Genomic DNA, 23,328 nt, shown 5'->3' on the forward strand with positions numbered 1-23,328 from the left:
TCCGAAAAAAGAAATTACGGCGCAAGTCTAGGACCGACTTCGCCTGGATGTCAAACAAATTTCTTTTTTCGGAACAAATTGACTCGAAAAATTGAAAAACATATGATGACCAACACCATGAACACCCGTGACCCCATCCCTGCCCGTATCGATGGCGACACGCCCAACCTGCGGTTGTTCGCCCTGCTGGAGGCCATTGCCCAGAAGAACGAGCCCTTCACGCTGCAGACCATGGTCGAGGAGACAGGCCTGCCCAAGCCCACCATGCACCGCATGCTCCAGCAGCTCGAGGGCGCGGGCATCCTGCAGCGCGAGGGCAATGGCCGGCACTACGGCACGGGCCGGCGCCTGATGCGGCTGGCCGAGAGCGTGCTGCTCAACAACACCACGCACGGCGCACGCCATGCGGTGCTGGCGCAACTGGTGCGCGATATCGGCGAGAGCTGCAACATCACCGCCTTCTCGGGCAGCGAGGTGCTCTACCTGGACCGGGTGGAGACGCCCGCGCCGCTGCGCTTTTATCTGCACCCGGGCTCGCGCGTGCCGGCCCATTGCTCGGCCACGGGCAAGCTGTTCCTGAGCCAGATGGCGCCCGCGCAGCGCAGGCGGCTGCTGTCGGCCGTGCCGCTGGAAGGCTTCACGGCCAACACGCTGACGGCCTTTGACGCGCTGGACGCCGAACTGGACCAGGTGCGCGCCCAGGGCCATGCCTTCGACAACGAGGAATTCCTGCCCGGCCTGCTGTGCCTGGGCGTGCTCGTGCCCTCCATCCAGGGCGGCCCCTCGAACATGGGGCTGGCCGTGCAGGCGCCCATCATGCGTTTCACGCGCGAGCGGGCGCTGTCCTTTCTTCCCCAACTGCGCGCGGCGGCCGAGGCGATTGCGCGCATCAACGACGAAGTCCCCCCGGGAGCCCCTGACGATGACTGAGCTGACCCTGATGCATCCCACGCGCACGCTTGGCGTGCGCGAGACCTTCGGCCTGGACACCGACATGCAGGTGCCGGCCTTTGCCGAACGCAGCGAGCATGTGCCGGCCGTGGACCTGGCCTACCGCTTCAACCCGCAGGCCACGCTGGCCATCCTGGCCGGCTTTGCGCACAACCGGCGCGTGGTCATCCAGGGGTTGCACGGCACGGGCAAGTCCACCCATATCGAGCAGGTGGCGGCACGGCTGAACTGGCCCTGCGTGCGCGTCAACCTCGACGGGCACATCAGCCGGCTGGACCTGGTGGGCAAGGACGCCATCGTGCTGCAGGAGGGCCGCCAGGTCACGCAGTTCCAGGAAGGCATCCTGCCCTGGGCGCTGCAGCGGCCCGTGGCCCTGGTCTTCGATGAATACGACGCGGGCCGGCCCGACGTGATGTTCGTCATCCAGCGCGTGCTCGAACGCGAGGGCAGCTTCACCCTGCTGGACCAAAAGCGCGTGCTCCAGCCGCATGCGCAGTTCCGCCTCTTCGCCACCATGAACACACTGGGCCAGGGCAACCTCAGCGGCCTGTACCACGGCACGCAGATGCTCAACCACGCCCAGCTCGACCGCTGGAACCTGGTCACCAGCCTGGACTACCTGGCGCCGGCCGAGGAGGCCGCCATCGTGCTGGCGCGCGTGCCGCAGTTGGCCACGCCGCAGGGGCGCGAGCAGGTGGCCGCCATGGTGGCGCTGGCCGCGCTCACGCGCAAGGGCTTCGCGGTGGGCGACCTGTCGCTGCTGATGTCACCGCGCACCGTCATCACCTGGGCCGAGAACGCGCAGATCTTCCACGACCTGCGGCTGGCCTTCGAGCTGTCCTTCCTCAACAAGTGCGAGCCGGCCGAGCGGGCCATCGTGGCCGAGTATTTCCAGCGCTGCTTCGGCCAGGAACTGGCGCTGCGCGACGAGCCCGCCCATGCCTGCTGAGGCATCCCCCTCGCTGGCGCGCATGGAGGCCTGGGGCGGCGCGCTGCTGCGCGCCATGGCGGGCGATGCCTCGCTGCAATGGAGCGGGCAGACGCTGTACCGGGGCACGGCGCCCGTGGTGCTGGCAGCGGCCCACCAATCCGATGTGCCGGCCCGATTGGCCGACCAGCGCGGCCTGCTCGACGGCGCCAGCCTGCGCCTGCGCCTGAGCGATGCCGCGCTGCACGCGCGCCACCTGCCCGGCGACCCGGTGGAGCGGCTGGTGTTCGAACTGCTGGAGCAGTTGCGCGTGGAAAGCCTGGCGCCCGAGGAATGGCCGGGCGCACGCGCTAACCTGCATGCGCGCTTTGTGCACTGGAGCCAGGCCTTTGCCGATTCGGGCCTGACCGAAAGCAGCCTGGGCATCCTGCTGTTCACGGTGGCGCTGACCGCCTGGAGCCGCCTGAGCGGACATGAGCCGCCCGATGCCCTGGCCGACCTGGCCGAGGCCACGCGCGCCGGCCTGTCCGCGCAACTGGGCGCGCAGTGGGCCCTGCTGCGCCGCCACCGGCAGGACCAGCAGGCCTTCATTGCGCCGGCCCTGGCCATCAGCCGCTGGGTGGGCCAGGCCGTGCGGTCAGCCCAGGAAGAGGCGCCGCGCGGCGCTGCCGGGCCGCGCCGGCGCGGCAGCTTCGCGCTGCCGCTGCACTTTGAATCGCAAAGCCTGGATGCGCCGCCCGTGGCGCTCAGCGGCGACAGCCGCGCCTGGGCCGGCTCGGCCCACAGCTACCGCGTGTTCACGCGCGCCTATGACCGCGAGGCGCAGGCCGCCGAGCTGATCCGCGCAGCGCAACTGGCCGAGTTCCGCGGGCAGATGGATGAGGAACTGGCGCGCAGCGGATTGCACGCGGGCCGGCTGGCCCGCCACCTGCAGCAGCGCCTGGCCGTGCCGCGCCACGACGGCTGGCAGTTCGGCCTGGAGGATGGACACCTGGATGCAAGCCGGCTGGCGCAACTGGTCAGTGATCCGCAGCAGCGCGCCATCTTCAGGAACGAGCTGCCGCGCCCCGTCAGCGATGCGGCCGTGGCCCTCCTGCTGGACTGCTCGGGCTCGATGAAGGCGCATGCGCGCCCGCTGTCCCTGCTGGTGGACCTGCTGGGACGCGCGCTGTCCATGGCCGGCGTGCCGGTGGACGTGCTGGGCTTTTCCACCCAGGCCTGGAACGGCGGCCGCGCCCGCCGCGACTGGCAGCGCGCGGGCCAGCCCCACATCCCGGGCCGGCTCAACGAGCGGCTGCACATCGTCTTCAAGGATGCCGCCAAACCCTGGCGCCACGCCCGCCACGGCATTGCCGCGCTGCGCAGGCCCGACCTGTTTCGCGAGGGCGTGGACGGCGAGGCCGTGGAATGGGCCTGCGAGCGGCTGCTGGCGCGGCCCGCGCAGCGCCGCATCCTGCTCGTCATCTCGGACGGCTGCCCCATGGACACGGCCACGCACCAGGCCAACGACGAGCACTACCTGGACCAGCACCTGCGCCAGGTCATCGCCCGGCACGAGCGCGCGGGCGACGTGCAGATCCGCGCGCTGGGCGTGGGGCTGGACCTGGGCGTGTTCTACCGGCGCAGGCTGGCGGTGGACCTGCGCGAGCAGATCGATGAAGCCCTGCTGATGGACGTGGCGGAGTTGATCTGTCGGCCGTGATGCCCTCCGTGATCTCCTCCACGATAGCGACTTCGCTCAGCCCCCATCCCGCCCGGGTGGGACTGCAGATCTAGCGGACCTGCGCGACAAAGTCGCTCACCAACCGCGCAAACTCCACGGGCATTTCCACGGCACTCAAATGCGCGGCGGGCAGCGACACCAGCTGCGCGCCCGGAATCTGCGCCTGCATGTCCTCGGACAAGGCAGGCGGCGTGGCCTCATCGCGACTGCCCGCAATGAGCAGCGCGGGGCAGGCGATGCGCCGATTGCTCTCGCGAAAATCGATGCCGCCCACGGCCGCACAGGCGGCCGCATAGGGCTTGGCCGCCAGAGCCTCCAGCCCTGCGCGCAAGGTGGCCACGCGGGCCGCCTGCGCGGTGCGGAACTCGGGGGTGAACCAGCGCTGCATGGCGCCGTCGGCAATCACCGCCACGCCCTGGTCGTGCACGGTGGCAATGCGCGCCTGCCAGCCTGCGCGCGCGGCCTCGTCGTAGTAGCTGGCCGAATTGGCGATGGTGATGCTGCGCACCAGCGCCGGATGGCGCACGGCCAGGGCCTGGGCCGTCATGCCGCCCATGGACAGGCCCACGAAGTGCACCGGCCCCTGGCCCAGCGCCTCGATCACGCCGGCTGCGTCGTCTGCCAGGTCGTTCATGTCGAAAGCCTCGCCGATGGCGGGCGAGCGGCCGTGGCCCCGGTGGTCGTAGCGCACCACGGTGAAGCGGTCTTCCAGCGCCTGGGCAACGCCGTCCCACATCTGGAGGTCACAACCGAGCGCGTGGCTCAGAACGAGGGCCGGGCCTTGGCCCTGCTGCACAACATGGAGTTTCGACATGGCGGTCACTGCTTGGGGAAAAGGCGATTATGGGATGGCCCATGCGGGCAGGCGGCTACGGATACCACGCATATCCGGCATCCCAGCCCCATAATCCCCAGCCATGCACGCCCTGCGCAACTCCGTCTCACTGGCCCGCCTGGTCATGGCGTGGTTCGCGTTGACGCTGGGCCTGGCCATTGCATCGCCCCTGGTGCACCCGCAGGCCATGGAACTGGTCTGCACGGCTGGCGGCAGCGTCAAGCTGGTCGTGGTCAACGGTGAAGAAGGGCAGGCGGTGTCTGCCCAGCATTCGCTGGACTGCCCGCTGTGCCTGGCGGTGACGCCGCCGCCCGCGCATGTCTCCCCCTCCTGGGCGCAACCGCAGCCGCTGGGCCGCGCGCTGCAGCCCATCGTCTCTGCCCGCATTGCCTCCCTGGTCGGCGCACCGCTGCCGCCGCGCGGGCCTCCCTTGCTACTGCTGATCGCCTGAGCCCTCGGTTGCTGTGCAGCGCTGTCCCGCGCTGTCTGGCCGCTGGCCTGTCTCAGAACATTGCCGCACCGGCCGGGCGCAGCCTTGGCGGTGCGGCTTCGCCAAGATTCCACGCAGGGAAGCCATGTTCCGTTCCGATTGCCATGCGGCGCCGCAGCGCGCCGCCGATTCTTCTTCGACCCTCCCATCCGTTGCTCCCGTTGCCCTGTCTCGCCGCGCCTGCCTTGGCGGCGGCCTGGCCGCACTGGCGCTGCTGGCCGGCTGCAAGCCCGCCACCGTGCCCTTCAAGGGCATCGACCTCACCGGCGCGCAGTACGGCCGGGACTTCCGCCTGCGCGATGCCGATGGGCGCGAGCGCACGCTGGCCGACTTCAAGGGCCAGGCCCTGATGGTCTTTTTCGGCTTCACCCAATGCCCCGATGTCTGCCCCACGGCGCTGACGCGCGCGCTGGAAATACGCGAGCTTCTGGGAGCCGACGGTGCCCGCCTGGCCGTGGCCTTCATCACCATCGATCCCGAGCGCGATACGGCCCAGGTGCTCAAGGCCTATGTGGGCGCCTTCGACCCCGGCTTTGTCGCGCTGCGCGGCGACGAGGCGCAGACGGCCGAGGTCGCCAGGGAATTCAAGGTCTTCTACAAGAAGGTGCCCACGGGTGCGTCCTACACCATGGACCACTCGGCCATCACCTATGTCTTTGATCCCGAGGGCCGGCTGCGCGTGGCGTTTCGCCATGAGCAGGACGCGCAGGACTGCGCGGCCGATCTGCGGCAGATCCTGGGGGCGGCATGAAGAGCTTTGCACTTTCTCTGGCCGGCGCCGCAGGCCTTTGCGCCGCATCCTCCGCCCTGGCCCAGGCAGAACCTGTTCTTGCGGATGTGGAGGTGCGCGCCCGCGGCGTCGCCGCCACGCCCGAGGCCCGCGCCGCGCAGGCCGTGCAGGCTGCGCGCGATGAGCTGTCGCAGCGCGCAGGCGGCACGGCCGTCATCGATGCAGCCAGCTACGCGGCCGGGCGTGCCAGCACCGCCGCCGATGCACTGGCCTACGCGCCCGGCGTGCTCGCACAGACGCGCCACGGCCCCGAGACGCGGCTGTCCATCCGGGGCTCGGGCGTGCAGCGCGGCTACCTGATGCGCGGCATACAGCTGTACCAGGACGGCATACCGCTGAACCAGGCCGATGGCGCGGCGGACTTCCAGTCCATCGACCCCATGGCGGCCCAGCATGTCGAGGTCTGGCGTGGCGCCAATGCGCTGGAGTACGGCGCCAGCAGCCTGGGCGGCGCGATCAACTTTGTCTCGCCGACCGGGTTGACGGCGCCTGCCGCATCGCTGCGGCTGCAGGCCGGATCGTTCGGCCAGCGGCAGGCCCAGGCCCAGCTGGCGGGCCGTGGCGAGCGGGTGGATGGCCTTCTGAACTTCAGCCGTAGCGAGCAGGACGGCTGGCGCGAACAGTCGGCCTGGCGCACGCAGCGCCTGTCCGGCAATGTGGGCCTGCAGCTCACCGATACGCTGGAGCTGCGCGCCTTCCTGTCCCATGTGGATGCCGACATGCAAATGCCCGGCAGCCTCACGCGCGCGGCCATGCTGGCCAATCCGCGCCAGGCCGCGCCCGGCTATGTGGCGCAGGACGCCGGCAACAACTACCGCCAGACGCGCGGCGCCCTGCGCATGGACTGGCAGCCGCGCGAAGGCCTGCGCTGGACCACCTCGCTGTTCGCGGCGCAGCGCGACCGTTTCCACCCCATGACCATGGGCATCGTCCAGCAGGACATGCGCGACACGGGCCTGGACTCGCGCCTGGTGGCCGAGCTGGGGCGGGGCGGTGGCCTCACGCGCAGGCTGGTGCTGGGCTTTTCCAGCGCGCAGCTCGATGGCGATGAATGGCGCTACACCAATGCGGGCGGCGCGGCCGGCACGTCCACGGGGCGCACGCGCGTGAAGGCGCAGCAGGACGTGGTCTATGGCGAATACAGCCATGGCCTGAGCACCCGCTGGACGCTGCAGGCCGGCCTGCAGTTCGTGCGCGCCCAGCGCCGCCAGGACAATCTGCTGGTGCCCGCCTCCAGCTACGACGTGGATTTCAGCCACACCTCGCCCAAGCTGGGCCTGCTGTTCGCGGCCACGCCCACGTCGCAGTGGTACGCCAACATCAGCGGCAGCTTCGAGGCACCGCCCATTGGCGAGCTGGTCTACCAGCCTTCGCTGCCGCTGGGGCGCGCGCAAAGCGCAACCACGGTGGAGGCCGGCTGGCGCGGCCACGGCGAGGCCCTGGCCTGGGACGCCGCCATCTACCACTCGCGCGTGCGCCGCGAACTGCTGGCGCTGACCGACGCCAGCGGCGCGGCCCTGGGCACCACCAATGCCGACCGCACTATCCACCAGGGGCTGGAGCTGTCCATGCAGGCACGGCTTGCGCCGCGCTGGTCGCTGCGCACCCAGTACCTCTACAGCGACCTGCGCTTTGACAACGACGCCGTCTACGGCCGCCGCCGCCTGGCCGGCATTCCACCGCACCTGCTGCGGGCCGAGCTGCAGTGGAAGGCCACGCAGCAGGTCACGGTCGCGCCTGGCCTGGAGTGGCTGCCCTCGCGCACCTGGGTGGACCATGCCAACACCGTGGCCTCCGATGGCTATGCGCTGCTCAACCTGCGCTTGAGCGGGACGCTGGGCGATGGCTGGAGCTGGTTCGTCGAAGGCCGCAACCTGACCGACCGGCGCTATGCCGCGACCACGGCCGTACAGGCCAATGTGCGCGGCGTGGACGGTGCCTATTACTTTCCCGGAGATGGCCGGGCCGTGTACGCGGGCCTGAGCTGGCGCATGCCCTGAGGGGGGTCGGGCGCAGCGCCGAAAGGCGCCGCTGCCATGGCGTGCGACCTGGCATGGAGTGCTCCTGCCTTGTGCTAAAAATGGGCCGGTCCATCCACCCCGATGCCCATCCAGCAAGTAGGAAAGGGACACCCGGCGCCATGAAGAGGCTTCTTTCCGACAAGGTGCTCCTGCGCCTGGTGCTCGGCAACCTGCTGGTGGCCGGCCTGCTGGGCCTGGCCACCTGGTTGAGCCTGCGCGCCAACCACCAGGCCGACCTGGACCTGGGCGTGGCCGTCACCCGGAACCAGGCCCGCAGCCTGAGCCTGGAGCTGAACGCCGAGATGCGGCTGGTGGACAACGCCCTGGCCACCGTCGCGGGCCGCTACCGCAGCCGGAGTCTGGAAGGCGCGGACGTGGCGGCGCTGGCCCTCTATGAAATCCTGCAGGAGCAGCGCGCCCTCGTTCCCTTCGTCACGGCGCTGCGCGTCACCGACGCCAATGGCCAGGTCCTGCAGAGTGCGAACGAGGAGGAGCCGTCATTTTCCGTGGCCGAGCGAGGCTACTTCGACCGGGCGCGCAACACCGACCGCATGGTGGTCTCCGACCCGCTGGTCAGCCACTCCTTCAAGAAATGGGCCATCGTGCTGGCGCGGCGGCTGCAATCCGGCGACGGGGATTTCCAGGGCATCGTCTACGCGGTCGTTGCGGCCGAGCATTTCCAGTCGCTGTTCCGCCGCCAGGCCTTCGGGCCCGACAGCGCCATTGCGCTGCGTTCGGACAAGGATCTGCTGGTGGCCCGCTACGCGGCAGGCGATCCCCAGCCCATGGCCGGCATCGGCGGCTCGGAAGTCTCGGGCGAGTACCACCGGGCCCTGGCCGATGACCGGGAGCTTGGCTGGTACATCACGCCCACGCTGCTCGATGGCGTGGAGCGCATCACGGCCTACCAGCGCCTGGCCGGCTATCCGCTGACCGTCTTCACCGGCCTGGGCACGGAAAGCTACCTGGCGGGGTGGCGTGCATCGGCCTGGCGTGCGTGGGCGCTCACGGGCCTGAGCATCGCGCTGATCGCGCTGGGTTCGGTCAGCCTCTATCTGCTGCAGCAGCGCGAACGCGTGGCGCGCATCCGGCTTGCCGAGCTGCTGCGCCAGCAGGAACTGTTCATGGACAACGACCTCATCGGCATCGCCCGCCTGCGCGAGCGCCGGCTGCTGTGGACCAACCAGGCCCTGCAGCGCATGCTCAAGCGCCCGGCCGGCGAGATGCAGGGCACCTCGGCGCGCATCCTCTACCCGGATGAGGAAACCTATGAACGCTCCGGCGAGCTGGCCTATGGCGCACTGCGCTCCAGCGGCAAATGCCATGCCCAGATGCAGCTGAAGACCAGCGATGGCAGCCTGCTCTGGGTCGATGTCAGCGGCGCAGGCCTGGCCGACGGCGAATCGATCTGGGTCTTCGTGGACATAGACGCGCTCAAGCGTGACGAGCAAGCCGCGCAGCACCAGGCGCTGCACGACGTGCTGACCGGCCTGGCCAACCGCCGCGCACTGCAGGCCCGGCTGCAGCGTCAACTGGCCCAGGCCTGCGGACCGGGGCAACTGGCCGTCTGCTTCATGGACCTGGACGGCTTCAAGCAGATCAACGATACCGAAGGCCACGATGCCGGCGACGAAGTGCTGCGCATCGTCGCCCGCCGCCTCACCACCCAGGCCCGCGAAACCGACTGCGTGGCCCGCATGGGTGGAGACGAATTCGTGCTGCTGCTGGGCGAACTGGCTTCAGCCAACGACGCCCTTCAGGCCATGCAGCGCTGCCTGGCCTCCATCTGCCAGCCCATCCGCCTGGAAAACGGTGCCACCGTCCAGGTCGGCGCCAGCATCGGCATCGCCCTCAATGCCGCCCGGGAAAACACCGCCCAGCTGCTGCAGCGCGCCGACGAGGCCATGTATGCGGCCAAGCGCGCGGGCAAGGGGAGGATTGTGGTGGCGGGGAAGTAGGGACGTTTGGTTGAATTTGAAAGATATAGCAATCCCTCGGATAAATCCGGAAATTAGATTTTGGAATATCTCGTTGGGGAAGCTCTGATGGAGATATCACTTTTCTAAGCCTGTTTTATAGCGCTCCATATTATCCGATGCGGATTTTATGGCGGGAATATAAGAATAGCTGGCCGTGAAATTGTCAAGATTCTCAAGGCCTATTTGGTGGTCTTTGCTTGCTATCACCTTTTTCATGACTTTCAATCCAATGTCCGGAGAGATGGATAGCGCCAGCAGTTCCCTGGGATCTGTGAGCATATTTTTGAAGGGGGCCGCCAGAATATCCACAGGGTCCGCCCCATTGAGGATTGACTCGACGTTTGCTTTGGCCATGGCCCATTCATTGTATTGAATGGCTTCCGTCAGGCCGAAGCTGAAAGGAGCGCCGGTAAATTTGATGGGATGGCTGTTTATGTAAACCAATAGTTCGTGATCTATGATATTTTTCCTGTTGCTTTCTGTTATGCTGGATATGTAATTGTATAGCACAATATTTGAATATTCGTCGCCTGTGTTTAAACCATTTTTGATCATCGCTTTGTCGTCAAAAAGAAAACCCATGTGTATAGATTCTCCAGCATATTCCTTGGTTGTCAGGATCCCATTTTTCAGTCCTAAGTCGAGAACCTTGATGGCTTCGGAAGCGCTATCCAGGCTGTTGAGGGATCTCGTATAGTCGAAAATTGCGGATTTGACTATATCTTTGGAGCTGTTGCTGCCAATGACGCTAAGCAGTTCTTGACGGAGGGATTCTCTGACCTCTCTGCGTTGGGTCGATCGAATGATGTTGTGAAGCCGGTTGATTGCCTGCAATTTCTCATCTTGGGATAACGAATCTGCGAGAGATGCGCGAAATCTATCAATTTCATCCTGAATGAATGCGGAAGTCTGGAATGCACTTGATTGTTGCTCTTCCGCTGTGACTTGATTCGCATTTTGTGTGTCTTCGTTCGCTGAGCTTTTTGATTGTTGATTAAAAATTTCGGTCTTTATATTTGGTGTGATGTGGTTTTGTGGTTTTGAAGATTCGTTTATAAATAGATAGGCTGCATATAATGCGGCGACAATGACGGAGTAAGATATTATTCGCTTCATTGCCATTGCTTAAGTTTGTTGTACAAGGCGGCAGGTGCTTTGATGTTGGCGTCTGCTGCACTAATATATTTTTGATACCATGTGGCTATATTCGCATCAATAATTCGTAAAGGTAGCCATTGGCCCTGAATGTGTGAGTGAGCATGTGATCCAGGACTTCGAACCGTTGCGCCCATAATATCCGTTATAAAAGTATCACACCGATATCTTCCTTTCGTCGGAGGCCAGGTCACGTATTTATTCCAGTCCCTGCTGGGTGGAATATTCACAGTAGGCTCGGCTGGAGTAACGTACGGTGTCACAACATAAACTGCACCTATGGCATATATTTGATTCGCTCTCGCAATCATTGCATACAAGGCTGGGTAAGATTTTTTATTGGCTCTAGGTCTGTCAAAATCCTCTGTGCATGCAGACGAGAAGCAAGAGACTACGTTATGGTCAGGCCATTTTGTTCTGCTTATTGGCCAAACTTTGCTGCGTTTGAAAAAATTCTCGTAATTGTTTTTCTGAACAACCTGCGGCTCGTTGAGAACTTCAATTACTGAAGTTCCATCCCATATTCCGATGTGCCCGGCACCTTCAATAACTGGCCAATCTAGATTTCTCGCGACTATGTCTCCGACATAATATGGACGCTCTTTAATTCCGTCGCCAGGGAATTTGATTTTTACAGGTGAGTTGTTCAATTGCTCGACGAAACCATTACGTCCTATGGAGTAAACTAGAATTCTGTGTTCCTGTCCGTCTTTCAAGTCTTCAGTAAGATTTATTGGTATGGAGAAGCCATGCGCACTGTGGCTGCCAAGGCAAGCCGATCCTACAGCGGGTTCCCTGACTATATTTGCGCTGCTCCCCCCAAGAAATTGGTTGTCATCGCGCCAAATGTGTACAGCCACTATGTCATTAGGAAATCTGACATCACACGCCCAGCCAGTAACCATTGCGACCGAGTAGTTGTCAACGTATCCTTTTGAAAATACATTGTTTGCATAGATGAGAAATACAAGAAGGAAATAGTATTTTATATTGCGCATGGAATTTCATTTCAATTGTCGGTTGATATATGAATACGGCGGCAATAGATGTCGGAGATTGCCTAAAAACTCAAGATGCTTGGATTTTCATACGCGAGGAATCCATGCTATTCCGTATGCGTCTCGTTGAAAATAAGACAGCTCCTATTTTTCCTTGGTTTTTGAAGGAAAAAATAGGAGTATTCCTAATTCGGATGCACGGAGCTACGCGGTGAAGCCATATCGCGGCATCGCGTTAATGCCGCAGACAAGGCTCTGCTGAAACCAATTTGGCAGTTTGGGCCGTTCACGGCTGTGATCAGCAAATGCCAGCAGGCTAAGCAAGCCCCAATTTCGAGAGACGAACCAAAAGTCGACGCCATGCCATTGATAGCCCGACTACACACGCGTGCCCGGCTGAATGCGATGTCGCCCAGCATCTGATGGCAAAGTCCAGACAGGCCAAGCAGGCTAGGCCGATGTGGCTGTCAAACGCAATGGTGTGCGGCCAGTCCTGGGCGAACAGATACAGCATGGCAGTCACCGCCGGGGCGGTCACCAAAGGCCGGGCGGCAGACCCGGCCTTTTCTTTTCTTGCTTTCGCTTTTCAGCGCTCGGCCTCTTCAATCCATATCCGGATCCTCGTCGCAACCCGAGCCATTGACGGAGCACATGGAGCCTATCTTGATTTTCCGCATGGGCTGCTTGGCCAGCCTTTCACAGCGCGACATTTGCTCAGCATACATATCGTCCATGTGCGTGCCGTCAATCATGATCACCCCATTGCGAATGATGGGCTTTGCCTGACCATCGGCAAGGGCGAAGGCCATTTTCCTGAGAAGAAAACCGGCATGGTGGCAAGGGCCCAGGGCCATGGCAATCCTGGTCATTTCAGGATCAGGAACCCGATTTTTGGCCTGCGTCAGGCTGTCCATCTTTTCCATGAAAGCCCCATCGTTCTGCGCGATCTGCCCCACCAGCTTGGTCATGCCCGCCTGATTGCGCTTTTTCACAAGATCCGCGATCTGGTCCTCCAGGCGTCTTGCCGCAGCGGCATCACCGAATGCAGCCAGAGAGGCAGATAGTGCATCGTTCTCGGCCGCCGATGCTACGTTCGGCACACACAGTACAGCGCTCGCAGCCAGCAAGGCGGCCATGATCCGGCGAATCCGTATTGCGCCTTGCGGCCGCAGGCGTTCTCCCAATGCAATGGTGTTCATGTTCTTTGAAGTTGGATTGAAATGAAAATCTCCATTGCACAGGTGCAGTGGAGAAGAAGGGCTTGGGCGGGAATGGCCAAGCCGCCGAACTCTATCTCAATATGCGAATGGATAGCCAGGCATCAGCCAGTCAATTGCTTTGTCGCACCACCAGCTCATGACCCAGATCCAGGCTTGGCGATTCCCCGGCCTCTGCGCGCATCCATTGCAGCAGCATGCGCGCACCTTCGGTGCCCACGCGGCCAAGCGTGCGGGCAAGGGGCGGATTGTGGTGGCAGGTGGGGATGGCTATGGAGGCCGTGGTGCCGGGGCAAGTGGGGCCGTGGGCTCAACAAGGCAAGACCTCGAATGCCGAACCAAAAGACGACGCAAGGCCGTTGATGGCCCGTGTGCACACGCGTGCCCGGTTGAATGCGATGTCGCACAGCAGCGCGATGGCAAAGGCCAGATAGGCCATGTAGGCCAGGCCGATGTAGCTGCCAAACACAATGGTGTGCAGCCAGTCCTGTGCGAACAGATACAACATGGCAGTCACCGCCGAGGCGGTCACCAGCACGATGGCGGGCAGGGCCAGCTGCAGCCCCGCCCGCCTGCGTCGCGCCGTCACGCCGACCAGGGCCAGAAACACCAGCGCATTGGACGCAGTGAAGATCCTGAACTCCCGCACCAGGCTGGCCGTGGTCTGGTGGTAGGCCGACTCGATGAATTCCACCAGCCGGGCGCGCATCTGGATCAGCGATGCCAACTGGGTGGCTTGGCGCTGCTGCGTGTAGACGGCATTGCGCTTGCGGCATTCGCAGTCGGCGCGGCGCATGTCGGTCATGACCGAAGCCAGCTTGTCGGGGATGCCTGCCTCGATCTCGCGCCGCACTGCGGCGATCTCGCTATCTGTCCTGCCCAGCGCCTTCTGGGCCAGGCCCGCCATGCGCGAGCCTGAAAGCGCATCCAGCTGGGTGCCCAGCCTGTGCTCGATCTCGATGCGGATGATCTCCTTGCCCAGGCTCTCGACCAGCAATGGCGAGGAAAACGACAGGGCGAAGGCTGCGCCGAACACAAGCGTGCCCAGGATGCCGAAGCAAAGAATGAGGGTTCGCATGCGCAAGCGGTGCCGTGGCTTGTCAACCCTTGCGCGGCGCCATGCCCAGCGTGGCCAGCAGCCCCGCGCAGGCGTCTTCCACCAGGTCCAGCACGTCCTCGAAACCCCGGTCGCCGCCGTAGTAGGGGTCGGGCACTTCGCGCGCGGAGTGCTCGGTGCAGAAGTCCGTCAGCCGCTGTACGCGGTGCCATTCGGACTCGGGGCAGATCCTGCGCGCTGCAGATTCGTTGGCGCCATCCATCACCAGCACCTGATCGAATGCCGTGAAGTCCTCGGCCCGCAGTTGCCGCGCGCGCTGCTGCGAAAGGTCATAGCCGCGCCGCGCGGCATGGGCCTGGGAGCGGCGGTCGGGGGCCTCGCCCACGTGGTAGCCGTGCGTGCCTGCGGAGTCCACTTCGATGCGGCCAGCCAGGCCCGCGTCGGCCACCATTTTTTCAAGCACGCCGTGGGCCGTGGGGCTGCGGCAGATGTTGCCGGTGCAGACCACGAGGATTCTTTTTCTCTTTGTGGCTGGCCTGCTGCCAGCTGACTGTTCCCGAATCTGTTCCATAAACCTCCCTGTGGGTAACGGGCTTCACGACATCTCGATGGCCTGCGATGCCCAGGTGATCGCCGGCATTTTCCACGCCCCGCACCTGATCTGCCGTGCCGCTTATGCTGCGCCCATGGTGGAACTGCTTTGTTTCTGGATGGCCCGGGTGGGCGCGGCCCTGCTGGAGTTGCGGTTGCTGCGCAGCAGCGACGGTGGCTTCAGGGTGATGCTCATCACGGCGGCCATCGTGGTCATCGTGTGCCTGGCGTTGCTGTCCTTCTACGCCTGAGCCCGCAGGGCGGGCGTTTTCGGGCGCCCTGTCAGGCGGATTTGATGGTGCTGCGCGGCCGGCATGGGACGTGGCTGAACTCAATGCAGCGCCATCTTGCATGCCAGTGCGGATTCTTCGATCACGGCGGAATCGATGCATCAATCATGTGCGGCCCGGTGATCTTCTGCGACGGGATCCAGACCAGATAGGACCTCCACATGCCCCGATCATTGCAGTACACAAGGTACTCGCCTGGGTCCAGGCGGCTCTCCCGGTATTGGAATTGCACGCAGCCGATAGCTTGGTTCTTGCCCAGCGCGATGGCGATGTCTCGGCTGAAATCAGTTTTCCACGGACCGGGATAGCGCTCGGTGAGCGGCACACTTTTCGGCGCAGGCACAAGGAAGGCAACGGCCAAAAACGCTGCGGCGATCACTGCCGCTGCTCTCAGTTTGTTGTTCATCTCTGTCTTGATCGGGCCTCTGCAGTCAAACAATGCGCAAGGACATGCCCGCCTTTTTGGGCAGCAGGGAGGGTTCGAACCCATAGCGGCGATAGAACTTCGGCGTGCCGTGGTCGGCCATGAGGCTGACATAGGCCGTGGGCAGGGCATTGCCGTGGATGTACTGCATCAGGCGCTGCATGATGAGGTGGCCCAGGCCCTTTTTCTGGTGCTCGGGGATGACGGCGATGTCCACGATTTCGAAGAAGCACCCGCCGTCTCCGATCACGCGGCCTATGCCAACCGGCGTTGCATCGGCATAGACGACCACGCTGAACAGGCCGTTTTTCAGGCCGATGGCGGCCGCCTCGGGCGACTTGCGGCTCAGGCCGGCAGCCAGCCGGATCTGGATGTAGTCCTGGACGGCGGGGACGTGGTCTTCAATGCGGTAGTTCATGGATGGTGAGGGCGCCAGGGGCATATCGGAGGACCGGCAGAGCGCCATCATAGGCAGGCGTCTGCCCGATGCCCAAGGCAGAGCTTTCGGCCAGGCCGGCCCTGGTGACTGCGTTGGAGTGCGCTTGCACCGTATCCAGCGCACGCCGCGCAGCTCGGCGCGCAGCAGGCTGGTGAACAGCGTTGCGCCTACGTTGCGGGTCTCGCGCGCATCTTGTCGCAGCAGCCGCTGCATGGCGGGGGACATGTGAGCCGATGCGCCACAAGACAAACAGCCGCCTGGTCTGCGCACTGGCGCAATCGGTCCAGCAGAATGAAGCCATCGCAACAATCAACGGATACCGTCCAAATGGAGTATGGAATGCAAGAGGTGAGGTGTTCCAGCTGCAATCGCAAACTTGCAATGGGCATCTTCCAGAAACTGAGCATCAAGTGCCCGCGCTGCGGGACGCTGAATTCCTTGAGGGTCGAGAGCCCCCAATATGAGTGCCATCGAGCGCCTGTCAACTTAGATGAAAGGCAATCGCCATGACAACTCTTGCAAAGCCCACCCCCATCGGCGCCCTGTACGCGAACCTGGGTGTCAATACCTCCGTCGTGCAGGTGGTCGCGCCTGGCAACAATCTCCATGGCCTGGTGATCCGCACGCTGTACGTCAATTCCTATGCTGGCACGATCGGTGTGCAGGTGTACGCTGACACAGCCGCCCCATCGGCATATGGCGATGGTACGAAGCGCTTGATCTTCATCGGCACTCCCATTCCGACGATCAGCGCGCAGTACTCTTTGTATGTGCCGCCTGGCCAGGGGATTTGGGCTGTTGCCAATGGAAACGGCAGCGTCAACATGACCTATGACCTGTTGACAGAACCCCTTGTCTAAGGGGTTGTGACGGAAAGCCCGCTGACACAGCCAGCGGGCTTTTCTGTTTGCTGTGTGCGTGACCTTTGGCGCCTTAGCTCGCCTCCTCGAAGGTGCGAAGTGAATGCGCTTGGAGCCTGTTTTTTGTGAGGCCGAAGTCTGGCTTCAGGATGAAGTGCAACCTGATGGCTTGCGTATGTTGAACGACGCGCTTTTCGATATGCGTCAAGCAGCCCGGTCTGACGTCCATATCAACGCTGGAAATTGCCAACTTCGAAGGCCGTGAATCGCCTTTCGTGAAGACCTTGCTCAAACCAGCTCTCGGCGCCATGCCCAGTTTTGCTGATCTGACCGAGACCTCAGTGCAGCGCCACCATCAACTGCCCATTCTCATTGCGCACCGCATGCGCGCGCACGGAGTGCTCGGGCGCTTCCAGGCATTCGCCGGTGGACAGGTCGAAGTGGTGCTTGTAGATGGGCGAGGCGACGACGACGCGCTCGCCCAGGCTGCCGACCAGGCCGCGCGCGAGCACGCTGGCGCCGCAGCGCGGGTCCACGTTGTCTATGGCGTAGAAGCGGTCGTCGCCGATGCGAAAGACCGCCACATGGCGGCCCTGGACGAGGGCGCAGACGCCCGTGTCGGGGACGATGTCCTGGGTGGCGCAAACGGGCAGCCAGTGTTCTTGGGAGGCATGTGCCATGGCGGGTCCTTGTCGCGGGTCTCTAGGGGGTGTCAGGCCGTGGCCTCGCTGCGTTCCTCGGCGCGCGCCGGGCGGATCTGGCCGCGCTCCTGCACGAAGACGATGTGCTCGTCGGGCTGGTCGCTGTTGATGAAGCTGCGAAAGCGCTGGCGCACTTCGGGCGTGGTGATGGCGGTCTTCCACTCGCACTGGTAGGTGTCCACCACATGCTGCATCTGGGCCTCCAGTTCGGCGCCCAGGCCCAGGCTGTCGTTGACCACCACGTCCTTGAGGTAGTCCAGGCCGCCTTCCAGGTTTTCGCGCCAGGTGCTGGTGCGCTGCAGGCGGTCGGCCGTGCGCACGTAGAACATCAGGAAGCGGTCGATGAGCTGCAGCAGCCTGTCCTTGGACAGGTCGGAGGCGATCAGCTCGGCATGGCGCGGCTTCATGCCGCCGTTGCCGCAGACGTAGAGGTTCCAGCCCTTGTCGGTGGCGATCACGCCCACGTCCTTGCCCTGGGCCTCGGCGCATTCGCGCGTGCAGCCCGAGACGCCGAACTTGATCTTGTGCGGCGCGCGCAGGCCCTTGTAGCGGTTTTCCAGCTGCACGGCCAGGCCCACGCTGTCGTCCACGCCGTAGCGGCACCAAGTGGAGCCCACGCAGCTTTTGACGGTGCGCAGCGATTTGCCGTAGGCATGGCCGGACTCGAAGCCGGCCGCGATCAGCTCCTCCCAGATCAGCGGCAGCTGCTCCACGCGCGCGCCGAACAGGTCCACGCGGGCACCGCCCGTGAGCTTGGTGTACAGGCCGTATTTCTTGGCCACCTGGCCGACGGCGATCAGGCCGTCCGGCGTGACTTCGCCGCCGGGCATGCGCGGCACCACGGAGTAGCTGCCGTCCTTCTGGATGTTGCCCAGGTAGTAGTCGTTGCTGTCCTGCAGGCTGGCGAGCTGCGGCTGCAGCACGAACTCGTTCCAGCACGAGGCCAGGATGCTGGCCGCCAGCGGCTTGCAGACATCGCAGCCCAGGCCCTTGCCGTGGCGGTGCAGCAGCTCGTCGAAGGTCTTGATGCCGCCCACGCGCACCAGGTGGTACAGCTCCTGGCGCGAGTGCGGGAAATGCTCGCAGACATGGTTGTTGACGGCCATGCCGCGCCGGGCCATCTCGGCCTTCATGACTTGGGTGGCCAGGGGCACGCAGCCGCCGCAGGTGGCGCCGGCCTGGGTGCAGGACTTGAGCTCGGCCATGGTGCAGGCGCCTTCGCCCACGGCCGCGCAGATCTGCGCCTTGGTGACGTTGTTGCACGAGCAGATCTGCGCCGTGTCGGGCAGGGCGTCCACGCCCAGGCCGGGCTTGGCCTTGCCGTCGCTGGAGGGCAGGATGAGGAACTCGGGCTCTTCGGGCAGCGCGATGCTGTTGAGCGTCATCTGCAGCAGCGTGCCGTACTCGTCGGCATTGCCCACCAGCACGGCGCCCAGCAGCTGGCGGCCGTCCTCGCTGACCACGATCTTCTTGTAGACCTGCTTGCGCTCGTCGATGAACTGGTAGTTGCGGCTGCGCGGCGTCTTGCCCTGGGCGTCGCCGATGCTGGCCACATCCACGCCCATGAGCTTGAGCTTGGTGCTGAGATCGGCCCCGCCGAAGGCGGCCTCGGCCTCGCCCGCAATGTGGCGGGCCGCCACGCGCGCCATGTCGTAGCCGGGTGCCACCAGGCCGAAGGTCTGCTCGCGCCAGGAGGCGCATTCGCCAATGGCGTAGACGCTGCGGTCGCTGGTGCGGCAATGGTCGTCCACGGCCACGCCGCCGCGCGGGCCTATCGCCAGGGCGCATTGGCGGGCGATCTCGTCGCGCGGGCGGATGCCGGCGGAGAAGACGATCATGTCGGTTTCCAGGTGCGTGCCGTCGGCAAACACCATGCGGTGGCGTGCCGTGGCGCCGTCGGTGATCTCCAGCGTATTGCGGCCCGTGTGCACCTGCACGCCCAGGTCCTCGATCTTGCTGCGCAGCACGCGGCCGCCGCCGTCGTCCACCTGCACGGCCATCAGGCGCGGGGCGAACTCGACCACATGGGTCTCCAGGCCCAGGTCGCGCAGGGCCTTGGCGCATTCCAGGCCCAGCAGGCCGCCGCCCACCACCACGCCGGTCCTGGAGCGCGCGGCCGATGCCTGCATGGCCTCCAGGTCCTCGATGGTGCGGTAGACAAAGCAGTGCGGCCGGTCGCGCCCCGGCACGGGCGGCACGAAGGGCGCCGAGCCTGTGGCCAGCACCAGCCGGTCGTAGGGGATGATTTCGCCATCGGCCGTGGTCACGGTGCGCTCGCGCCGCTCCACGGCTGCCGCCCTGGCCGCCAGGCGCAGCGTGAAGCCGCTGGCCTCGAAGAAGCCGGGCTCGACCAGGCTCAGGTCTTCGGCGCTCTTGCCGGAGAAGAATTCCGACAGGTGAACACGGTCGTAGGCGGCGCGCGGCTCCTCGCACAGCACGGTGACGTTCGCGTCTGCCACGCCCAGGGCATGCAGCTGCTCGAGAAATTTGTGGCCCACCATGCCGTGGCCGATCACAACGATGTTCATCTGGCGTCCTGCGTTGCGCATCCAGTGTTTTGCGGGCCGCAGGCCAGGGCCGGCGGGTCAGGGCAGCCAATGCAAGTGCCGTGCCAGCACCGCGGCGCGGTGCCTGCCCGTGGTGCACGCTGTCTGGTGCGCAGACAGCGTGCACCGCAATGCGCCCGCCGCACCGTGCAGGGGCGGGGTGCGCCGTGGTGGTGCGTCAAGTGCGATCAAGTGCGCCAGGTCCGCCAGGAACGCCCGGTGCGTCAGGCGCGAGGCAGTCCCTGCGCGCGGCTGCGCCAGGCCTCGGGCGCGCAACCGAATTGCGCAGCGAACCAGCGCGTGAAGGCGCTGTGGCTGGCATAGCCGAGCATGGACGCGACCTGGCCCACGCTGTAATGGGGGTGGTCCAGGTAGCGCAGGGCCAGCTCGTGGCGCACTTCGGTCAGCAGCTCGCTGAAGCTCAGGCCCTCGCGGTCCAGTTCGCGCTGCAGCGTGCGCAGGCTGCGCCCCATGCCCTGCGCCACGCCCGCGCAGGTGGCGTTGCCCGAGGGCAGCAGCAGGTAGATGACCCTGCGCGCCTGGTGGCCCACGGAGGCGGCACGGTGGGCCGGCATGGCCTCCACCAGCCGCAGCGCATAGCGCGCCAGCGCGGGGTCGGCCAGCGGGTTGGGCTCATCCAGGTCGGCGGCGCGGCAGGCGATGCCGTTGAACTCGGCGCCGAACGTGATGCGGCAGCGGAACATGCGGCGGTGCTCGGACAGGTCGGCCGGTGGCGCGTGGCTGAAGCTGACGCCCTGCGGCCGCCAGCGCTCGCGCAGCAATGCCTCGCACATGCGCCACAGCACGCCCATGGCCAGTTCCACGGACTGGCGCATGGCGCCGTGCAGGACGAAGTCCTCGCGCAGGATGACGATGTCCCCTGCATCCTCCAGGTGGATCAGCAGCGATTCGTTGACCAGGTGCATGTGCGCGACCAGCGTGTCCAGCGCATGGCGCAGCGTGGGCTGGTGCAGCAGCAGCAGGCTCACGGCGCCGAAGCTCGACAGCTGGCGGTGCCGGGCCATGCGCAGGCCCAGGGACTCGCAGCCCGTGGACTGGGCCGCGTCTTCCAGCAGGCGCGCGACGATGGCCACGTCGATCAGCTGGTCCTGCTCGCGCAGCAGCGCGGGCCGCAGGCCGGCCTGGCGCAGTGCCTTGTCGGGGTCGCCGCCCAGTTCGCGCATGACGTCCGAAAAATGGGTCAAGGCCGCCGCGCGCACCATGGTGACCATGCTTGCCCTCCTGTCAGTCCGTGGCCTGGTGGCACGAAATGCAAAGAGGATGGCATGGCTTGCATAGTCCGCGGAACCGGGTTTTCCTACATTGCAGAGACCGGCCACACGCCGGGCGGACCGTGCCGCCACGGGCCTTTACAACAATGACAGGAGACAGGCATGCGCATAGAGCCCATGACATGCGCCATCGGCGCCGAATTGCTCGGCGTGCGGCTGGCCGACGCGGTGCGCGACGACGCGCTTTTCTCGGAGATCCGGGCAGCGCTGCTGCGCCACAAGGTGCTGTTCCTGCGCGACCAGGGCCTGGCGCGCGCCGAGCACGTGGCCTTTGCGCGGCGCTTCGGCGAGCTGGAGGACCATCCTGTGGCCGGCAGCGATCCCGAGCATCCGGGCCTGGTGCGTATCTACAGGACGCCCGAGCAGCCCAACGACCGCTACGAGAATTCCTGGCACTGCGACGCCACCTGGCGCGAGGCGCCGCCCATGGGCTGCGTGCTGCACTGCGTGGAATGCCCGCCCGTGGGCGGCGACACCCTGTGGGCCAACATGGCGCTGGCCTACGAACGCCTGCCGGACGCCGTCAAGGCGCTGATCGCGCCGCTGCGCGCGCGCCACAGCATCGAATGCACGTTCGGCGCGGCCATGCCCATCGAAAGGCGGCTGGCGCTCAAGGCCCAGTACCCCGATGCCGAGCATCCCGTGGTCCGCACCCATCCCGAGACCGGCGAGAAGGTGCTGTTCGTGAACGGCTTCACCACGCATTTCACCAATTTCCATACGCCCGCCAATGTGCGCGTGGGCCAGGACTTCACGCAGGGCGCCTCCGGCCTGCTGCAGTACCTGATCGGCCAGGCTGCCATTCCCGAGTACCAGGTGCGCTGGCGCTGGCGGGCGGGCAGCGTGGCGATCTGGGACAACCGCGCCACCCAGCACTACGCGGCCATGGACTACCCGCCCAGCCACCGGAAGATGGAGCGCGCGGGCATCGTCGGCACGCCGACCTTTTGAACCACGATCACGACACAAGGAGACATGCCATGAACTTTCTCGACGGCCACCTGTTCCCCGAAAACCAGCAGCCCCTGATCATCACGGCCGCGCCCTATGCGCCCTCGTGGCTGCCCTCGGACTTTCCCGGCGAGATCGCCGTGACCATGGACGAGCAGATCCAGAAGGCCGTGGACTGCTACAACGCCGGCGCCACCGTGCTGCACCTGCATGTGCGCGAGCTGGATGGCAAAGGCAGCAAGCGTTTGTCGAAGTTCAACGAGCTGATCGCCGGCGTGCGTGCGCGTGTGCCCGAGATGATCATCCAGGTGGGCGGCTCCATCAGCTTCGCGCCGGAGACCGAAGGCGCGGCCGCCAAGTGGCTGTCCGACGACACGCGCCACATGCTGGCCGAGCTGGAGCCCGTGCCCGACCAGGTCACGGTGACCATCAATACCTCGCAGATGAATTTCCTGGAGCAGTTCGATGCGCGCGACATACGCGGCACCTCCATGGAGGACCCGGCCGTCTTCAATGCCTACAGGGAGATGACCGTGCCCGCCCAGCCCGGCTGGGCCGAGGAGCACATCCGGCGCCTGTCCGCCGCCGGCATCCAGAGCGCCTTCCAGTGCTACAACATCAACAGCTTCGAGTCGGTGGAGCGGCTCATGCGCCGCGGCATCTACAAGGGCCCGCTGGTGATGAACTGGGTGGCTATTGGCGGCGGCATGGACGCGCCCAGCATCTACAGTCTGGCCAATTTCGTGCGTGCCGTGCCCGACGGCGCCGTGCTCACCGTGGAAAGCTCGGTGCTCAACGTGCTGCCCGTGAACATGATGGGCATTGCCATGGGCCTGCATGTGCGCTGCGGCACCGAGGACAACCTCTGGAACCAGCGCCGCACGGCCAAGATGGGCACGGTAGCGCAGATCGAGCAGCTGGTGCGCATCGCAGGCGAGTTCGGCCGCCCCATCGCCACGGCGCAACAGGCGCGGGAGATCTGCCGGATCGGCCAGTTCTACGGCACCGTGGACGAGACGCTGGCGGCCAACGGCTTCGCACCCAACCGCAACGGCGCCCAGCAGGGATTTCTGCGCAAGGCCGCCTGAAC

Annotated in this window: 23 protein-coding genes; 12 read left to right on the plus strand and 11 right to left on the minus strand. The window is 64.9% G+C overall.

Annotation, left to right across the window (positions count from 1 at the left end):
- Positions 1–102: 102 nt before the first annotated feature.
- The 3 genes from INR38_RS07980 to INR38_RS07990 are packed head-to-tail and all read left to right on the plus strand — an operon-like array spanning position 103 to position 3,581.
- A complete protein-coding gene (locus INR38_RS07980) occupies positions 103–930 on the plus strand; it encodes an IclR family transcriptional regulator (protein WP_012203918.1) in 828 nt (275 codons plus the stop codon).
- Positions 923–1,900, plus strand: a complete 978-nt coding sequence (locus INR38_RS07985) for an AAA family ATPase (protein ID WP_207443155.1) — start codon at positions 923–925, stop codon at positions 1,898–1,900. The genes INR38_RS07980 and INR38_RS07985 overlap by 8 nt, the downstream gene beginning before the upstream one ends.
- On the plus strand, positions 1,890–3,581 hold the full coding sequence (locus tag INR38_RS07990; protein ID WP_207443154.1) for a cobalt chelatase: 1,692 nt from the start codon (positions 1,890–1,892) through the stop codon (positions 3,579–3,581). Before INR38_RS07985 ends, INR38_RS07990 begins: the two co-directional genes overlap by 11 nt.
- Before the next feature lie 70 nt (positions 3,582–3,651).
- Here INR38_RS07990 and INR38_RS07995 read toward each other — a convergent pair whose 3' ends face one another.
- A complete protein-coding gene (locus tag INR38_RS07995) occupies positions 3,652–4,416 on the minus strand; it encodes an alpha/beta fold hydrolase (protein WP_207443153.1) in 765 nt (254 codons plus the stop codon).
- Between the two features lie 103 nt (positions 4,417–4,519).
- Between INR38_RS07995 and INR38_RS08000 the strand changes: the two genes are divergently transcribed.
- The 4 genes from INR38_RS08000 (at position 4,520) to INR38_RS08015 (ending at position 9,696) form a co-directional block, all read left to right on the plus strand.
- A complete protein-coding gene (locus INR38_RS08000; RefSeq protein ID WP_012203922.1) occupies positions 4,520–4,888 on the plus strand; it encodes a DUF2946 family protein in 369 nt (122 codons plus the stop codon).
- Positions 4,889–5,012: 124 nt separating this feature from the next.
- Complete coding sequence (locus tag INR38_RS08005) at positions 5,013–5,678, plus strand: SCO family protein (RefSeq protein ID WP_065346924.1); 666 nt, start codon at positions 5,013–5,015, stop codon at positions 5,676–5,678.
- Positions 5,675–7,717 carry a TonB-dependent receptor gene (locus INR38_RS08010; RefSeq protein ID WP_207443152.1) on the plus strand — a complete coding sequence of 681 codons (2,043 nt, stop codon included), beginning with the start codon at positions 5,675–5,677 and terminating at the stop codon, positions 7,715–7,717. The genes INR38_RS08005 and INR38_RS08010 overlap by 4 nt, the downstream gene beginning before the upstream one ends.
- 140 nt (positions 7,718–7,857) lie before the next feature.
- Complete coding sequence (locus tag INR38_RS08015; RefSeq protein WP_207443151.1) at positions 7,858–9,696, plus strand: diguanylate cyclase; 1,839 nt, start codon at positions 7,858–7,860, stop codon at positions 9,694–9,696.
- 96 nt (positions 9,697–9,792) lie between these two features.
- Here the strand turns inward: INR38_RS08015 and INR38_RS08020 are convergent, their stop codons facing one another.
- From INR38_RS08020 to INR38_RS08040, 5 genes are all read right to left on the minus strand, one after another.
- On the minus strand, positions 9,793–10,839 hold the full coding sequence (locus INR38_RS08020; protein ID WP_197942651.1) for a hypothetical protein: 1,047 nt from the start codon (positions 10,837–10,839) through the stop codon (positions 9,793–9,795).
- Complete coding sequence (locus INR38_RS08025) at positions 10,830–11,870, minus strand: hypothetical protein (protein WP_207443150.1); 1,041 nt, start codon at positions 11,868–11,870, stop codon at positions 10,830–10,832. Before INR38_RS08025 ends, INR38_RS08020 begins: the two co-directional genes overlap by 10 nt.
- A 602-nt stretch (positions 11,871–12,472) precedes the next feature.
- The gene (locus tag INR38_RS28670) at positions 12,473–13,069 is read right to left on the minus strand and encodes a hypothetical protein (protein ID WP_242698996.1); all 597 of its coding nucleotides are present in this window, start codon (positions 13,067–13,069) and stop codon (positions 12,473–12,475) included.
- A 328-nt stretch (positions 13,070–13,397) separates the two neighbouring features.
- A complete protein-coding gene (locus INR38_RS08035; protein WP_197942653.1) occupies positions 13,398–14,165 on the minus strand; it encodes a hypothetical protein in 768 nt (255 codons plus the stop codon).
- Positions 14,166–14,187: 22 nt separating this feature from the next.
- A complete protein-coding gene (locus INR38_RS08040) occupies positions 14,188–14,652 on the minus strand; it encodes a low molecular weight protein-tyrosine-phosphatase (RefSeq protein WP_071954571.1) in 465 nt (154 codons plus the stop codon).
- Positions 14,653–14,725: 73 nt separating this feature from the next.
- Between INR38_RS08040 and INR38_RS08045 the strand changes: the two genes are divergently transcribed.
- Positions 14,726–14,986 carry a hypothetical protein gene (locus tag INR38_RS08045; protein WP_232245102.1) on the plus strand — a complete coding sequence of 87 codons (261 nt, stop codon included), beginning with the start codon at positions 14,726–14,728 and terminating at the stop codon, positions 14,984–14,986.
- 121 nt (positions 14,987–15,107) lie between these two features.
- On the opposite strand, the gene INR38_RS08050 is transcribed toward INR38_RS08045, so the two are convergent.
- Both INR38_RS08050 and INR38_RS08055 read right to left on the minus strand, forming a co-directional pair.
- Positions 15,108–15,431 carry a hypothetical protein gene (locus tag INR38_RS08050; protein ID WP_063327002.1) on the minus strand — a complete coding sequence of 108 codons (324 nt, stop codon included), beginning with the start codon at positions 15,429–15,431 and terminating at the stop codon, positions 15,108–15,110.
- A 25-nt stretch (positions 15,432–15,456) separates the two neighbouring features.
- On the minus strand, positions 15,457–15,867 hold the full coding sequence (locus tag INR38_RS08055) for a GNAT family N-acetyltransferase (RefSeq protein ID WP_197942654.1): 411 nt from the start codon (positions 15,865–15,867) through the stop codon (positions 15,457–15,459).
- Between the two features lie 360 nt (positions 15,868–16,227).
- Between INR38_RS08055 and INR38_RS08060 the strand changes: the two genes are divergently transcribed.
- Positions 16,228–16,398 (plus strand): Com family DNA-binding transcriptional regulator, encoded by a 171-nt coding sequence (locus INR38_RS08060; protein ID WP_071957060.1) that lies wholly within the window; start codon positions 16,228–16,230, stop codon positions 16,396–16,398.
- Positions 16,395–16,748: a hypothetical protein gene (locus INR38_RS08065; RefSeq protein ID WP_071954573.1), complete on the plus strand. Its 354-nt coding sequence runs from the start codon at positions 16,395–16,397 to the stop codon at positions 16,746–16,748. Before INR38_RS08060 ends, INR38_RS08065 begins: the two co-directional genes overlap by 4 nt.
- A gap of 338 nt (positions 16,749–17,086) precedes the next feature.
- Here INR38_RS08065 and nirD read toward each other — a convergent pair whose 3' ends face one another.
- From nirD to INR38_RS08080, 3 genes are all read right to left on the minus strand, one after another.
- A complete protein-coding gene (gene nirD / locus INR38_RS08070; protein ID WP_046987618.1) occupies positions 17,087–17,428 on the minus strand; it encodes a nitrite reductase small subunit NirD in 342 nt (113 codons plus the stop codon).
- Positions 17,429–17,460: 32 nt separating this feature from the next.
- The gene (gene nirB / locus INR38_RS08075; protein WP_207443149.1) at positions 17,461–19,977 is read right to left on the minus strand and encodes a nitrite reductase large subunit NirB; all 2,517 of its coding nucleotides are present in this window, start codon (positions 19,975–19,977) and stop codon (positions 17,461–17,463) included.
- A 242-nt stretch (positions 19,978–20,219) separates the two neighbouring features.
- Positions 20,220–21,227, minus strand: coding sequence for an AraC family transcriptional regulator (locus INR38_RS08080; RefSeq protein ID WP_123692690.1), 1,008 nt, complete (start codon positions 21,225–21,227; stop codon positions 20,220–20,222).
- Positions 21,228–21,389: 162 nt separating this feature from the next.
- Here INR38_RS08080 and INR38_RS08085 point away from each other — a divergent pair, with 162 nt between their 5' ends.
- Positions 21,390–22,238, plus strand: coding sequence for a TauD/TfdA family dioxygenase (locus INR38_RS08085; RefSeq protein ID WP_016454322.1), 849 nt, complete (start codon positions 21,390–21,392; stop codon positions 22,236–22,238).
- A 29-nt stretch (positions 22,239–22,267) separates the two neighbouring features.
- Positions 22,268–23,326 carry a 3-keto-5-aminohexanoate cleavage protein gene (locus INR38_RS08090; protein ID WP_207443148.1) on the plus strand — a complete coding sequence of 353 codons (1,059 nt, stop codon included), beginning with the start codon at positions 22,268–22,270 and terminating at the stop codon, positions 23,324–23,326.
- The last annotated feature ends 2 nt before the right edge of the window (positions 23,327–23,328 follow it).

Source organism: Delftia sp. SD018 (genome assembly GCF_017355445.1).
GTDB lineage: Bacteria > Pseudomonadota > Gammaproteobacteria > Burkholderiales > Burkholderiaceae_C > Comamonas > Comamonas acidovorans.

Coding starts and splice junctions, on each gene's coding strand:
- INR38_RS07980 (WP_012203918.1), top strand. CDS start 103: ATGATGACCAACACCATGAACACCCGTGACCCCATCCCTGCCCGTATC.
- INR38_RS07985 (WP_207443155.1), top strand. CDS start 923: ATGACTGAGCTGACCCTGATGCATCCCACGCGCACGCTTGGCGTGCGC.
- INR38_RS07990 (WP_207443154.1), top strand. CDS start 1,890: ATGCCTGCTGAGGCATCCCCCTCGCTGGCGCGCATGGAGGCCTGGGGC.
- INR38_RS07995 (WP_207443153.1), bottom strand. CDS start 4,416: ATGTCGAAACTCCATGTTGTGCAGCAGGGCCAAGGCCCGGCCCTCGTT.
- INR38_RS08000 (WP_012203922.1), top strand. CDS start 4,520: ATGCACGCCCTGCGCAACTCCGTCTCACTGGCCCGCCTGGTCATGGCG.
- INR38_RS08005 (WP_065346924.1), top strand. CDS start 5,013: ATGTTCCGTTCCGATTGCCATGCGGCGCCGCAGCGCGCCGCCGATTCT.
- INR38_RS08010 (WP_207443152.1), top strand. CDS start 5,675: ATGAAGAGCTTTGCACTTTCTCTGGCCGGCGCCGCAGGCCTTTGCGCC.
- INR38_RS08015 (WP_207443151.1), top strand. CDS start 7,858: ATGAAGAGGCTTCTTTCCGACAAGGTGCTCCTGCGCCTGGTGCTCGGC.
- INR38_RS08020 (WP_197942651.1), bottom strand. CDS start 10,839: ATGGCAATGAAGCGAATAATATCTTACTCCGTCATTGTCGCCGCATTA.
- INR38_RS08025 (WP_207443150.1), bottom strand. CDS start 11,870: ATGCGCAATATAAAATACTATTTCCTTCTTGTATTTCTCATCTATGCA.
- INR38_RS28670 (WP_242698996.1), bottom strand. CDS start 13,069: ATGAACACCATTGCATTGGGAGAACGCCTGCGGCCGCAAGGCGCAATA.
- INR38_RS08035 (WP_197942653.1), bottom strand. CDS start 14,165: ATGCGAACCCTCATTCTTTGCTTCGGCATCCTGGGCACGCTTGTGTTC.
- INR38_RS08050 (WP_063327002.1), bottom strand. CDS start 15,431: ATGAACAACAAACTGAGAGCAGCGGCAGTGATCGCCGCAGCGTTTTTG.
- INR38_RS08055 (WP_197942654.1), bottom strand. CDS start 15,867: ATGAACTACCGCATTGAAGACCACGTCCCCGCCGTCCAGGACTACATC.
- INR38_RS08060 (WP_071957060.1), top strand. CDS start 16,228: ATGCAAGAGGTGAGGTGTTCCAGCTGCAATCGCAAACTTGCAATGGGC.
- INR38_RS08065 (WP_071954573.1), top strand. CDS start 16,395: ATGACAACTCTTGCAAAGCCCACCCCCATCGGCGCCCTGTACGCGAAC.
- nirD (WP_046987618.1), bottom strand. CDS start 17,428: ATGGCACATGCCTCCCAAGAACACTGGCTGCCCGTTTGCGCCACCCAG.
- nirB (WP_207443149.1), bottom strand. CDS start 19,977: ATGAACATCGTTGTGATCGGCCACGGCATGGTGGGCCACAAATTTCTC.
- INR38_RS08080 (WP_123692690.1), bottom strand. CDS start 21,227: ATGGTCACCATGGTGCGCGCGGCGGCCTTGACCCATTTTTCGGACGTC.
- INR38_RS08085 (WP_016454322.1), top strand. CDS start 21,390: ATGCGCATAGAGCCCATGACATGCGCCATCGGCGCCGAATTGCTCGGC.
- INR38_RS08090 (WP_207443148.1), top strand. CDS start 22,268: ATGAACTTTCTCGACGGCCACCTGTTCCCCGAAAACCAGCAGCCCCTG.